This is a genomic window from Methanothermobacter sp. KEPCO-1 (assembly GCF_008033705.1).
Classification (GTDB): domain Archaea; phylum Methanobacteriota; class Methanobacteria; order Methanobacteriales; family Methanothermobacteraceae; genus Methanothermobacter; species Methanothermobacter marburgensis.
Genome location: NZ_CP042937.1, coordinates 282881 through 296993, shown reverse-complemented (window position 1 = coordinate 296993; position 14113 = coordinate 282881). Strand labels below are relative to the sequence as shown.

Annotated in this window: 12 protein-coding genes; 11 read left to right on the top strand and 1 reads right to left on the bottom strand. The window is 46.1% G+C overall.

The window, feature by feature from the left end:
• The 3 genes from FVF72_RS01430 to FVF72_RS01420 all read left to right on the top strand — a co-directional run bounded on the left by FVF72_RS01430 (position 1) and on the right by FVF72_RS01420 (position 3289).
• The gene (locus FVF72_RS01430; RefSeq protein WP_187239653.1) at positions 1-876 is read left to right on the top strand and encodes a bile acid:sodium symporter family protein; all 876 of its coding nucleotides are present in this window, start codon (positions 1-3) and stop codon (positions 874-876) included.
• An 82-nt stretch (positions 877-958) separates the two neighbouring features.
• On the top strand, positions 959-1936 hold the full coding sequence (locus FVF72_RS01425) for a glycosyltransferase family 4 protein (protein ID WP_074358672.1): 978 nt from the start codon (positions 959-961) through the stop codon (positions 1934-1936).
• A gap of 333 nt (positions 1937-2269) precedes the next feature.
• Positions 2270-3289 (top strand): glycosyltransferase family 1 protein, encoded by a 1020-nt coding sequence (locus tag FVF72_RS01420; RefSeq protein ID WP_074358673.1) that lies wholly within the window; start codon positions 2270-2272, stop codon positions 3287-3289.
• 154 nt (positions 3290-3443) lie between these two features.
• On the opposite strand, the gene FVF72_RS01415 is transcribed toward FVF72_RS01420, so the two are convergent.
• Positions 3444-4571 carry a glycosyltransferase family 4 protein gene (locus tag FVF72_RS01415; RefSeq protein ID WP_074358674.1) on the bottom strand — a complete coding sequence of 376 codons (1128 nt, stop codon included), beginning with the start codon at positions 4569-4571 and terminating at the stop codon, positions 3444-3446.
• Between the two features lie 92 nt (positions 4572-4663).
• On the opposite strand from FVF72_RS01415, the gene FVF72_RS01410 reads away from it, so the two are divergent.
• From FVF72_RS01410 to FVF72_RS01375, 8 genes are all read left to right on the top strand, one after another.
• Positions 4664-7027, top strand: coding sequence for a PAS domain S-box protein (locus FVF72_RS01410; protein WP_147671008.1), 2364 nt, complete (start codon positions 4664-4666; stop codon positions 7025-7027).
• A 41-nt stretch (positions 7028-7068) separates the two neighbouring features.
• Positions 7069-8274, top strand: coding sequence for a tRNA (5-methylaminomethyl-2-thiouridine)(34)-methyltransferase MnmD (locus FVF72_RS01405; RefSeq protein WP_147671007.1), 1206 nt, complete (start codon positions 7069-7071; stop codon positions 8272-8274).
• Positions 8275-8458: 184 nt separating this feature from the next.
• A complete protein-coding gene (gene tgtA / locus FVF72_RS01400) occupies positions 8459-10396 on the top strand; it encodes a tRNA guanosine(15) transglycosylase TgtA (protein WP_147671006.1) in 1938 nt (645 codons plus the stop codon).
• Positions 10397-10750 (top strand): nascent polypeptide-associated complex protein, encoded by a 354-nt coding sequence (locus FVF72_RS01395; protein ID WP_048175019.1) that lies wholly within the window; start codon positions 10397-10399, stop codon positions 10748-10750.
• The gene (locus tag FVF72_RS01390) at positions 10750-11487 is read left to right on the top strand and encodes a metallophosphoesterase (RefSeq protein WP_013295450.1); all 738 of its coding nucleotides are present in this window, start codon (positions 10750-10752) and stop codon (positions 11485-11487) included. Before FVF72_RS01395 ends, FVF72_RS01390 begins: the two co-directional genes overlap by 1 nt.
• A gap of 18 nt (positions 11488-11505) precedes the next feature.
• Positions 11506-12531: a hypothetical protein gene (locus tag FVF72_RS01385; RefSeq protein WP_013295451.1), complete on the top strand. Its 1026-nt coding sequence runs from the start codon at positions 11506-11508 to the stop codon at positions 12529-12531.
• Entirely contained in the window at positions 12531-13736 is a 1206-nt protein-coding gene (locus FVF72_RS01380; RefSeq protein WP_147671969.1) for a hypothetical protein, read from the top strand. Before FVF72_RS01385 ends, FVF72_RS01380 begins: the two co-directional genes overlap by 1 nt.
• A 50-nt stretch (positions 13737-13786) precedes the next feature.
• On the top strand, positions 13787-14074 hold the full coding sequence (locus FVF72_RS01375) for a hypothetical protein (RefSeq protein WP_013295453.1): 288 nt from the start codon (positions 13787-13789) through the stop codon (positions 14072-14074).
• The last annotated feature ends 39 nt before the right edge of the window (positions 14075-14113 follow it).

Genomic DNA, 14113 nt, shown 5'->3' with positions numbered 1-14113 from the left:
ATGACAGAAAGAATAAAGAAGTACTATGGGGCCCTGACGCTTTTATGCGTCCTTACAGGTTTATTATTCCCCCAGTTTTCAGTTTTATCAGGCTACACGCCTCTGCTTCTCGCATTTCTGGTGTTCTCCCTTGTCATTGAACACAGTCTCGAGGACTTTGGGAGGATCATCCACCACCCCCAGTTTCTTGGTCTGGTCTCTGTGTCCAATTTTCTGCTATATCCAGTTCTGGGGTTCATTTTTATTAAAACATTCAATTTCAGCGGTGATATTGTCTCGGGGATCATACTACTCTCATTTGCTCCATCACCTGTTGTTGCGGCCCTCTGGACGGAGCTATCCGGTGGTGACGGCACCCCTGCCCTTTCAGCTGCCCTTACATCGATGCTGCTATCTGTTGCAGTTTACCCTGCTGTCCTCTACCTCATGGGTGTGGCCTCACTTTCAGTGGCTTTCAGGGTATTTGAACTGCTTGTATTCACAGTATTCCTGCCTGCAGTCGCTGCACTCATCCTGAGGCTTGAGGAGGAGAGGTTTATACCTGCAAGAAAGAACCTTAACTTCCTGTCGGCGATACTTGGACTTGTGATAATAGTTGTTGCGGTTGCCCACATGTCAGGTTCAGTGAGAACTGGGGGGGTCATGGAGATTGTCATTACGGTGTCTGTGATGCTACTTGCAGGTTTCACCTACGGCTTTATTCTTGGAAGGCTGAGAGGGGATGATGGAGCCGCATATGTTTACACGGCGGGTATGCGTGATGGTGTGATCCCTGTTGGTGTGGCCCTCACCTACTTTTCACCTGGAGCAGCACTCCCAGCCACCTGCTCCTTGTTATCATGCCACTATTTACGGGTGTTGTATACTATCTTGTGAAATAAGTCCTTTTTAATAACCTTTATTAACACGCGTGCATGATCTATTCATGTTCATGAAATCTAATCAGCTGGTGAATTTGATGGATAATAAGATACTGTTCGTTCATCATGGACCTAATGGACCTCATGCAGTCCACAGTGCTTTTGCTTCTTCTATTACATCTGAATGGGTATTTGCTGGGGATAATTATCTTGAAATTCTTTTAAAGTTATTTAATGCATTAAAAAACAATAATTATGATGCTGTTCTTTGTGAAGGTGGATGGACGTTACCATATGGTCTGGTGAAAAAGTTTTTAAGACCTTCACTGAAAATTGTGCTTTTAGACAATGATACATTTTTTTATATCTGGCTTAACTCAAAAATAAAGAGATATGCCCTCAAATTTCTCCTTTCATGGGTTGATTCAATAATTGCTGTTCCCGATCTTAACAAAAGAATGGGTTCTATGGCTTTTAATGGACCTATTTATAAGGTTACTCCATATGGTGTAAATAACCACTTTGATATTAATTGTGATTTGCAATCTAAAAATGTTTTGTTCATTGGCAGTGATGGACCTTATAAAGGATATGATTTGCTTGTTGAGGCTCTAAGGATTGTTAACAATAAAGATGATGATTTTCATCTTTACTTACTTGGTGATTGCAGTAAAAAAGTAAAAGAAGATTATCAATGGCTTCATAAAGAGGGCTTTAAAAGAAATCTGAGGCGTTATTTTAAGAAGTGTTCAATTTATGTTCATCCCGCAGAATTTGAAGCATTTGGAGTAGTTGCGCTTGAAGCAATGTCCGCTGGAATGATACCAATATTAACAAATTCTACTGGGTCATCTGAAATTTTAAAGAGAAACAATCTTGATTTTTTAATCCTGGAGGATAATAACCCAAAAAATATCGCATCAAAGATTCTTGAAGTTTACAATAAACCATTGTCTTGGAAAAAAGAAATTTCTAAAGAATGTAAAATGATAAGTAGTCAGTTTTCAGAAGACCTTCAAGTGAAAAAATTTAAGGAAGCTTTTAAAATGGCTCTGGAAGGATGTGATGATGATTGAAGATTATGTAATCAATGTAATTAAAAATGAGAATTGATCTATATTTAGATACATAACATTAAATTATAAAGGCTTTTTTAGATTCTCTGCATGTAATGGATATAATAGACACTTAAAATGGAGGGCGTGTAATTTTGTAGTCGTGTTGAATCACTTTCTGGATCCTATCCATATATAAGGTTTGAATAACCACATCATCTTGAATGGTTAAATATGTATTGCAAACCTTATTAATCCATTTTCACTTTTGTGTGATGGACATTGATCCATCAGTTTGTGTCGATATTGTCAGATTGGGTGCCGAGAACAAAATTGTTTTGTAGGTGTAAAAAAATGAAGATTTATTTAATTTCGCGGTTTTTTGATTTGCGTAATGCAGGCATAGGAAGATATTCTATGAATTTACTTGAAGCGCTTGTAAACAAGGGTTTTGATGTAGAATATTTAAGTCAGGATTCTAGTCTTTTGCATAGTGATTTGGGCTATTTTGTCTACACGAGCCTTGAGATACCACTCAAGATTTCATCTGATGCAGATATATTTCATGCTTGCTCACCTATGGAAGCTCTTTGGGTATCTGGAAGGCCACATTCAGTTGTCACTTTTCATGATTTAATTCCAATAATTTATCCAAACATGTCAAAAGGAGGTATAATTAATTCAATTAAAGAATTTTTGAGTTCAAAATATTTTAAATTGGCGTGTAAAATGGCTACTAATAGCGAGTCTATTATATCGGTAAGTGAAGAAACAGCCAGAGATCTATTAAATAGTTTCCATATCGATGAAGATAAAATTAATGTGGTGAGGCAGGCGATAGCTGGTGGGTTAAAGCCACTTAATAAAAAAGAGGGTGATAAATATAGGATAGGCACTCTAGGCTATTTTGAGCCACGAAAAAGGATAGATGTTCTTATAAAGGCATTTCTGGATGCTGATATCGAAGATTCAGAACTCTTAATTGCAGGAAAAGGACCTCAAGAAAATAAGCTTAAGCAGATGAGCAAAAATGATGAAAGAATAAAGTTTTTGGGATTTTTAGCGGATAGTCAGTTATGCGACTTCTATAATTCTCTTGATTTGTTTGTATTTCCAAGTTTCCTGGAAGGATATGGATTACCTATAGTTGAGGCTATGGCGTGTGGAAAACCAGTCATAACATTATCAGATGCAATAATTCCGCGAGATGTGAAAGAACGTACATTTGTTGTTGAACCTTCAAATTTGAAAAGTGTTTTAATGGATAGAAGTTATGAATGTAACACTAAAAAAAATCTGGCGTTTGCTCGTGAACATTCATTGGAAAACATGATTGAAAAAACATTAAATGTATATAGATCTATCCTGGAATGAATATATTTTTCATTTTTTATATTCAAGCATGAGATCATTAATTTACAGGCACCGTTTTCAATTTTAAAATCGTAGGTGATATTAGCCCTATCTAAGATGCTTTACTTGCTTTATTAAAATCTGTTAGCGGAACTATGCATTAAAAAAGGTTTATTCAAGTCTTGAAATACAAACTGTAGCTTTTTTCTATGTGAGAAACAATATTAGCCCATATGAACTTTTTTTCAACCTTTTTTCTACCTAAAAATCCCATTTTATTTCTTAGTTTACCATCAGAAATCAAAAGTCTTACTTTATCATATAGAACATTCTTATTATAGGCTTCAACAAGAAATCCATTTTCGCCATCATCTATAACCTCAACAACGCCTCCTGACCTGTATGCCACAACAGGCACAGAGCAAGCGTTCGCCTCTGCAAGAACCATCCCGAAGCCCTCCCTTGTTGAGGGAAGGACAAGCACCCTTGCCCCTTTAATACGGGATATGACCTCCCTGTAGCTCAGGTTGTGATGAAATGACACCCTTGCACTGATCCCATATTCATCAACCATTCTTTTCAGCCTGGTTCTATCAACTCCATCCCCAATTATCTCAAGTTTCAGATTTGGGAACTCAGTTCCAAGGGCCTTGAAGACTTCGATAAGGTGGTCGACATGTTTGTGTGGGGCTAGTCTGCCCACAAATATTATGTATTCCCCATTGGTGGGGGACGTGGAATCAATAAGTTCAAGGTCCACGCCGTTGGGAATGATATGTATACCCTCGGGGGATCTACCATATAGTTCCATCAGCGCAGATGCAGTGCTCCTGCTCACCGTGATGACGCCATCGTAGGGTAGCCTCATGAGGATCCTCTCGAGGATTGATGCCAGCCCTGATGACTGTAACCACTGGTCTCCATTGGAGGAGCTCACATCATGGATGGTTGCAACCATTGGGATCCCACGAAGTCTTGCTGCAAGTAGGGATGGTAGGAGCGGCGAGTATGTCTGGGCGTCTATTATATCATAATCATTCCTGCATATCCATAGGAATACAGCCAGCATGAACCTCATAAAGTCAAGGGGTTTTCTGATGGGAGGCTTCCTTATTCTGGGGCCAACATGATGCACATGGATACCCTCAATTTCCTCATGATCAGGGACACCGTGAATTCTCATGGAAATCACGTCAACCTCGTGTCCCCTCCTTACGAGTCTCCTTGCAATTTCAAAGTATCGCCTTTCCCCTCCTCCATTGTAATGGGGTACAAAGAAATCTGACACTATTAGAATCCTCATAAAACCCACGTCTCACTTCCATGGATTGATTCACTTTCCTTAACTATATATCTATGATGGATAAATAGTGATAATAATACCCGGGTGGTCCCATGAATCCACTGGCCCTGATTTCAATCACTGCTTTTGTGACTGCAACCCTATCTGGAATATACATCTTTGTGAAGAACCCTGAGAGCCGTTTCAACAGGACACTCCTTGCTTTTTCGGCACTTGTCGCATACCTTTCACTCACAGATTTCGGCCTTTACATCTCAGAATCCTATGGGATGGCAGCCCTCTGGGTCAGAATGGGGTTCCTCTGGCCATTTGTGGTTCCTGTGATCCTCCATATGGTAATGATATTCACGGGAAGAATGAGAAGATGGTACACTCTCGCAGCACTCTACGTACCTGCATTTATATTTTCAGTCCTTGAGCTTACAACTGGCCTCATAACGGCGGGCCCGCTGCTTACACCATGGGGATGGACCTTCGCAGCATCCAGATCACCAGCATATGACCTTTCAACCATCTGGGGACTCGTCGTGGGGTTGATTGCACTTATACTTGTTGTGATTCACCTCAAGTCATCCTCCAGTAAAGGGAGGACCCAGGGACTCTACCTTTTCACGGGCCTCCTACTTCCCATTATAACTGGGTTCCTGACTGACTTCATGCTCCCATTTACGGGTATTGAGGTCCCATCACTCACAAACCCTGCTGCCGCAGCAGGGGTGGCAATAATAGCCTACGGGGTACTCAGGTTTCACATACCAGTGCTCAGTCCAATAAATGCAGCGATGGACATTGTAAGGAGCATGAACAGTTTCCTCATCATAACAGACCTTGAATTCAGGATATCCTACGTTAACCCGGCAGCTGAGAGGTTAACGGGTTTCAGTGCAGCGGAACTTCTGGGAAGAAGGATAGATGAGGTCATGGAATTTGAGGGTAAACTATCTGAAATGATGGGATCCATGGCGGAGTCAGCCCTGAAATCAAGGGATGGGCTGGTACCTGTTGTTGTATCCGCTGGTCACATTCATGGAAGTGGAGGTGAACACGTTGGCCTCCTCTTCACAGGCTCAGATATAAGGCCGATAAAGGAGATGGAACAAAAACTTAAAAGGAGGGAGGAACGCCTTGTGCTGCTCACAGAGCACATGGCTGATGGCCTCGGGGAATTTGACAGGGACTTCAACTTCAGATACCTCAGCCCATCAGTGAAGAACATAACAGGTTACAGCCATGAGCACCTCATCAACAGGTCCGCCATCGATTTCCTGGATTACGTGCACCCCGATGACCGGGAAAATGTCAGGGACCTTATCATGAGTGATGAGGAAATGCACAGGGCAACATTCAGGATAAAAAGGCCAGATGGGAGCTACAGGTGGGTGGAGTACGTTGACAGGCCCATCCGCAGAGATGGTGGTATCAGTGGCTATGTATTCGGCCTGAGGGATATACATGAACATAAACTCGCAGAGGAGGCCCTCAGGGTGAGCCGGGAGAAGTTCAGGGAGCTTTTCAGGAACATGAATGCAGGGGTAATCGCTTTAACTCCTTTTAAAGGAGGGTTCAGGGTTTTATCCATGAATCCTGCCGCTGAGGAGATGGAGGGTGTCGTCTGCGGGGACGTGAAGGGAATGGAACTTGAGAAGGCACTTCCAGGAATCGCAGAATCCAGTATCAGAGAAGCCCTTGAAGGGGTGACTGGGAAGGATGGACCACTGCACCTCCCTGAGGTTAAACGTGGTGAGAGATGGCTTGAAGTGTACATATACAGGCTTTCAACAGGTGAGGTTGTTATAATATACTGTGATATAACCCTCAGAAAGGAGTATGAGGAGAGGCTGAGATCCTCCCTAAGGGAGAAGGAGGCGCTTCTGAGGGAGGTGCACCACAGGGTCAAGAACAACTTCCAGATAATATCCAGCCTCATAAACCTCCAGTTATCTGAAATCCAGGACCCAGCACCCCTCCTGGACCTTCAGAGCAGGGTTCAATCCATGGCCCTAGTACATGAACTCCTCTATGAATCTGAGGATATTACCAGCATCGACATGAGGCGCTACATTGAGAGGCTCACATCATCCATCCTGGACAGCTACCATGCAGCGGGAATAGAACTGAATGTCTCGGCCAAGGATGTGACTCTCCCCATCGAGACAGCAGTGCCCCTGGGCCTCATAATAAATGAACTCATCACAAATTCCGTGAAATATGCATTCAGTGAGGGGGGCGAGATCACGGTGAAACTGGAATCAGAGGGTGATGATTTCATACTCACCATCTCAGATAATGGTGTGGGTTTTCCACCTGACTTTGTACTTGAGGAGTCTGATTCACTGGGCCTGAAACTTGTAAGTGGCCTTGTGGATCAGCTGGACGGGGACCTTGAAGTGGATATGGAGGATGGAACCCAATTCAGGGTAAGATTCTCGGTTGTGCCCTACAGGCCCAGAATATAGGAAGGGCAAACTTTAAGTTAAAATGCACTGGATCATTTAACATGATACTCACACCAAGGGATGATGTTCTGAGGGCGGTTAGAAGTTACTTTGAAAGTGAGCGCCAGGATGGGAGAAACAGGCGCACTGAAGCATGGCGTTCACTTTCAGATAGTTTCATAAGAACCGCTGATGGCTCATACACCCTGGAGTCAGATTCCGGTGGGGAGGCCATGCACACCAGGAGCGGCGCCATAACAGAGTCCTTTGAAAAATTTGTAAGGCCCTCGATACCACCTGATGCAGAGGAAATCAGGGTTCTCGACCTATGTTCTGGCCTCGGGTATAATACAGCGGCGCTCCTTGAATTCACATCTGCCGGTGAGGTTACAGTGGACATGGTGGAGGTCTCCCCTGAGACAATGGCAGCGGCCCTTATCGTCCCCTCGCCGGTAAAATCCCATGAATTTGTCAGGGCTGCCTATGAGGACCGCCTGATGGATATGGGAATCATCGGCATGAGGGCATCTCCCCCACTGCCCCCTGGGGTTAACCTGCGGGTTCACTGCGGGGATGCAAGGGAGACGCTCCAGAAACTTGAGGCTGAATACTATGATGCCGTCTTCCTTGACGCATTCAGTCCAGGGGTTTCACCTGAACTCTACACTGTGGAGTTTCTATCACAGATAGCCAGGGTTATAAAGCCAGATGGAGTCCTTGCAACCTACACCTCCGCGGCTCCCCTGAGATCCGCCCTTATAGATGTGGGGTTCCATATCGGGGCCGGCCCGGTATTTGGAAGGAAATCTGCAGGCACACTGGCCTCAATGGATCCCTCAAAGATTAAAGAGCCCCTGGACTGGAGGGATGAGAGAATGGTGGCCCTCAGTGATGCAGGGGTACCCTACAGGGATCCCGCACTTTCTTCAGATGGTGAAACCATAATTGAGAGACGTAGAATTGAGCGCATGGTAGTTCGTGGTGTTACAAGGATATCATCCGCGGTTAAAACCCCGATCTACCTTGGGGGTTCCGTTGAGGGGGACAGGATCGGGCGCAGAGTCCGGCGGAACCTTGAGGGGATGGGCATATCCGATCCGAAGGGAGGGGAGGCACTCTACATAATATGCCCACAGATGGATGAATGTGTATGTGGCTGTGGAGAGGAAAGGTTGGCAACATCAAGGGAAAGGATACTCTCAATGAGGAGGAGACTGCTGGAAGTGGCCAGTTTCAGATGGATGATACAGGAGAATTCAATCGGATAGTTTCATCGGGTTTTTAGTGTTCTACTGTAAATTTCATATTAAAGAGGATTCAATGCGTTAATATAAGAATTGATAATTGCATATTTATTAGCGGATTCACTGAGTTTAATGTTAACATTAAGGTAATTTCATATTTTTCAGAGCGGATTCGATGAGTTTAATGGTTTAATATCGGGAGGATTTCATGTTTGAAATAAGATCAAAGGACAACCTGGGAAGAACAGGTATCCTCAGGACAGAACATGGAGATGTCAGGACACCGGCGCTGATGCCTGTTATACACCCAGGTAAGCAGACAATCGACGTTAAGAGGTTCGGCGCTGAGATTGTGATAACCAATGCATACATAATCTACAGGAACCCTGAACTCAGGGACGAGGCACTGAGAAAGGGTGTTCATGGACTCATAAACTTTGATGGGCCTGTAATGACAGATTCGGGGTCATTTCAGCTCTCAGAGTACGGCGACGTTGAGGTTGAAAACCATGAAATAGTTCGCTTCCAGGATGAGATAGGAACAGATATAGGCACATCACTGGATATACCGACGCCGCCTGGTGTTAGCCACAGGAGGGCCCTTGAGGAGGTTGAAGTCACACTTCAAAGGGCCAGGGAGTCCCTTGAGTACAGGGAGAGGATGATGCTCAACGCCGTTGTACAGGGATCAACCCACCCTGACCTCAGAAGGTACTGCGCCTCACAGCTTGCAGAGCTCCCGGTGGAGCTCCACCCCATAGGTGCCGTCGTACCTCTCATGGAGTCCTACAGGTACAGGGAGCTGGTTGACGCTGTACTATCCTCTGTTTCAGAACTTCCACCATCAAGGCCAAGGCACCTCATGGGGGCTGGGCATCCAATGATATTTGCCCTCGCTGCCTCCATGGGATGCGACCTCTTTGATTCGGCGGCCTACATACTCTATGCAGAGGATGATCGTCTTCTGAGCACAGAGGGGACATATAAACTTGAGAACCTCCAGGAAATGCCGTGCTCATGCCGGGTATGCACGGATTATACCCCATCTGAGCTTCGCGGGATGGAGGCTGAGGATAGAAGGAACCTCATAGCTGAACACAACCTCCATGTGAGCTTTGCAGAGATAAGGAAGGTCCGCCAGGCAATTTATGATGGGAGCCTAATGGAACTTGTTGAGGAGAGATGCAGGGCACATCCAAGGCTCCTTGAGGGGTACAGGAGGATGTCATCTTACGTTGAACTCTCTGAGAGATTCGAGCCAAGGTCCAAACGCTCAGCATTCTTCTACACTGGACCAGAGTCACTGGGGCGTGTTGAGGTTCACAGGTATCTTCAGTGGGTTAAGAAAAACCTGAAGGGAAGGATGGCCATCGTAGGCCCATCAAGGAAACCCTACTCATCCAGTTTACCCTCCAGTATCAGTGGTTTTCGCTCAATGAAGCCCCAGGTTGATGGAGAATGGAGTGTGGTGGTTGCGGACGTCCCCTTTGGCCTCATACCCCTTGAACTTGACCAGGTCTACCCACTTGCCCAGAGCGATGCGCCGGGTATCATGGACCTGGAGGCCAGGCACTTCCTGAGGGAACTGATACTCGACCTTGAGGGGGATGTGATCATCAGTGAGGACCTCTGCAGTGAACTCGGACTTCAGCTTCCACACATCTATTCAGGGGAGGTGGAGACCTATGTTGATGACCTTGACCGCATAAGGATGATTGCAGAGTACCAGTTCGGCGAGGGGGCCGGCGATGCCCTTTTCCCTGATGATGTGAGGATTGAGAGGAGCCGTAACACAGGGAAGATAAGGCACATCTACTCAGGGGAGAAACTGATATGCACCATGAGGGCATCTGACGGCCTCTTTGTGCTCTCAGCTGAGGGTGCCAGGAGACTTCATGATGGCACAGCCTACCCCCGCTGCAGGGTGGCCGTGAATGAGGAGTCTGAACCATTTGCAAGGGAGGGCAGGAGTGTATTTGCAAAGTTTATAATTGACTGCGACAATAATATAAGGGCCGGCGATGAAGTTTTAATTGTTAATGCTCATGATGAACTTCTGGCCACAGGCAGGGCACTTCTCTGTGCCGAGGAGATGATGGACCTCAAGCATGGCCAGGCAGTGAAAACCAGGAAAGGAGGATTTTAAATGATACCGGGCATGGGAATGAACCCGAAGCAGCTGAAACAGATGCAGAGGGCCATGAAGCAGATGGGAATGGATATGAAGGACCTCCGTGGCGTTGAGGAGGTTGTGATCAAACTCAAGAAGAAGGAGATCATAATAAAAAATCCCCGCGTGAATGTCATGGACTTCATGGGCCAGAAGACCTATCAGGTGACCGGCAAGGCCCGTGAACGTGACCTTGAAGTTGAGGTTAAGATACCCGAGGATGACATTGAACTTGTCATGAACCAGACCGGTGTAAGCCGGGAAGAAGCCACCAGGGCCCTTCAGGAAACCGGGGGTGACCTGGCAGAGGCCATTATGAGGTTGAGCTGATGGTCTTAATAGCCCATATCTCGGATCTCCATGTGGGCGCACCCAACTTCAAGGAGGACATACTCCTCGAGGCCATAAGACAGATAAATGAGCTTAAACCTGACGCAACCGTTATAACCGGTGATCTTACAGATAACGGCTACTACCTTGAATTCCTGCAGGCCGCCGAGTACCTCAGCGACCTCAAGGGGCCCCACATATTTGTTCCAGGGAACCATGATGCAAGACATGTGGGAAACGAGACCTTTGAGGATGTCTTCAGGTACAGGAAGGGGACCTTTGTTATGGATGACCTCACAATAATAGGACTTGACAGCAGTGAGCCTGACCTCGACTACGGCAAGATAGGGAGGTCCCAGCAGATCTGGATGGAGGAGGAACTTGAGAGGGCCTCAGAGAGGGGACATTTCAGGGTTATAGCCCTCCACCACCACATAATACCTGTTCCCAAGACAGGCCGTGAGAGGAACGTACTTGCAGATGCAGGGGACATACTCTATTCAATAATCAGGAAGGGCGCTGACCTTGTGATATCGGGCCACAAGCATGTCCCCCATGTCTGGAGGGTTGAGGACACTTTCTTTGTAACCGCCGGGACGGTTTCATCCCTTAAACTGAGGGGTAAAGATATTAATTCATATAATACATATTACATTACTGAGGATTCTATAAGAATAGTTCTCAACCAGGTTCAGGGAGAAAGGATTGAACTGGCATCCCACAGCCTGCGGGAATAATCTCATTCAGGTGGTTACTTGAGGGTAATTATAGATGCATCGAACGTCGCCCATTCAAGGAAAAACGACGATGATAGGCCATGCATAGAGAATATACTGTCAGCGGCAGAGGAGCTTGAAAAACTCGGCTATGAACCTGTTATAATTGCCGATGCATCCCTGCGACATGAGATAGATGATAAGGAGAAGTTCAGGAAACTCCTTGAGGAGGGGAAATTCCAGCAGGTTCCCTCAGGTACCACGGCTGATCACTTCATACTCAAGATGGCAGAGGAGGAAGATGCCAAGATACTCTCAAATGATGTATTCAGGGAGTACAAGGACGAGTTTCAGGACATAAACAGCAGGAGGATACCCTACACATTCAGGGATGACAGGATCCTCATAGGGACCTCTGGAAAGCCAAAGAAGGTTAAGAACATCCTCCAGAAAATCTGTAACGAGGCCCTCAAGGAATTCGAGAAAAAGAGGATAGACTCATATAAGGCCAAAAGGGGCAAGAAACTAAGCGGGATAGCCATAGCCAAGGAGGCCATTGACAGGATAAGCAGGAGTCAGGAGGAGGGTCTTGAACCCAAGCTTGAGGGTATATTCATGAAGCTCCCCCTCTTTGAGAAGTTCATGAGCATGGTGGAGGAGGTGGAGCGGACCAGCAACTACATAATATTCGTGCTGGTGCACCCCAGGGACTACAGGGAGGCGGTGAAGTACGCAGGTAACATTGCTGTAACGGTTGGTGACAGGCTCAAACTGGAGCACGCCCCCCTGGTGGCTGTAAGGAACGACCTCTTCCTGAAACCAGGCACATTTGAGTTGAACATAATGTACTCTGAGGACGTCATGGAGGAGGCCCCCTACAACGTTAACATAACCATAAATGATCATGATTACAGTTTTGTTAAGAAGAACTCAAGGAACATAGCAAGCACAATCGCAGCCAGGATAGGATCATGGAGGTTCCCCATAGTATCTGTTAAACCCAGCATGCTGCTTGAGAAGCCAGGGGAATTCGATGTGGTTCTTGAAAAGGGAGGCAATGATTGATGGTCATGGATTATCTGCTAAGGAAGATACTGGGATTTTTCATAGGACACAGGGTTCTGAGTATCGGGACCAAGTACATGCCCACCAACAGCACAGAAAGGGAATACGTGGACATGCTCAACTACACAAAGACGATGCTCATAGAGATAGAAAGGGCCCATATCAACACCAGCAACATCTTCGATAACCTCACAAGGGAACTTGGAACCGACAACATCCCCAAGAACAGAAAGTTCATTGAACTCAAACCTGCAGAGAACAGGGTTGACGAGTATGCGCTCCTCAGCAACATAATAATGGGAAGCGACCGCTACCTCTACATTGAGGTCTTCAACGGCGGACGCATAATGGATGAATTCGTGTCCATAATAGAGAAGGAGAAGGGGAGGATCATAGAGAAGAGTTCAAGCGAGATACTCGCAAGGTTCCTCTCCAAGAACGACGCTATAAGGGTCGCCATAAAACTGATAGGCGCAGGGAGCAAAAGGGGGATAAATGTCAGGGCCGCCGCCGGAATGACGGGGGCCGCGGCAATTGAGAGGGCCATAAACCTCAACAGGGAGATAGGTGAGGTTCCGGGTGTTGGTTTCACAAAGCTGGGAGGTGAATTTGCCATAATATTCACCAGTGAATTCGAACCGCTCTCAGGCAGCCCATCATACCGTGACAACTACCTCTTCATTGACATGATCGACTCAACAGGATTCATAGAGCGGTTTGGCCGTGACAGCCTTGTTGAGATAATGAACGATATAAAGGCCTACATGGAGAATGACTGCAGGGGAAAGATCGAGGGTTACCGTGAGGGTGGGGACGACCTCATAGCAAACTTTCCCACAAAGGACATGGCTCTGAGGGCGGGGATAGATTCCGCATGGCATGCAATGGACAACGGAGCCAACATAAGGGTGGGTATCGGAAAGACCAGGCGGGAGGCCGGTGAGAGGGCCCAGATTGCAGACAGCATAAAGCTCTGGAACCCAACATCAATCATGATATTTGATGTTGCAGATGGAATATACGGCTACTTTATCCCCTCACCCTTCACAAGGTCTGTTATTGACTTTCTGATGCATAGGAAGTCTGTGGCGCTCCTGGTGTTCGTATTTGTGTTCGTGGCCACCTTCCTTGGCTGGAATATGGGGCACTGGGAGTTTGGTCTTATCGCAATCCTCCTTGCCGTTATCTATGCTGCCACGGCATGAAAAGGAAAGTTATTTAAGGGTACTTCAAGATAATAATAAGGGGAATTGAAATGAGACCTGAAACCGAGGCTAAAATTATTGTTAGCTTCCTGATTTCCCTCATAGCATTTGGCTGCGGGTCAGGTCTGGGCATTGTTATAGGTCTTTCCAACGATAATATTACTGCAGTGGATATTAACGATACTCCATCCAGTGATGTCCAGCTCTCCCCCAGCAGCACCAACCACCTGCCCCTCAACGGGATAAAGGAGCGCGGCAGGGAGGAAGCCCAGAACAGTTACGGGGAAGTCAATGTTGTTAACAGCAACCAGGGGTCCTCCAACAATACAACATTCTGAGGGGATCCCACTGAACTTTTTTTGGTAGGAGTGGATACT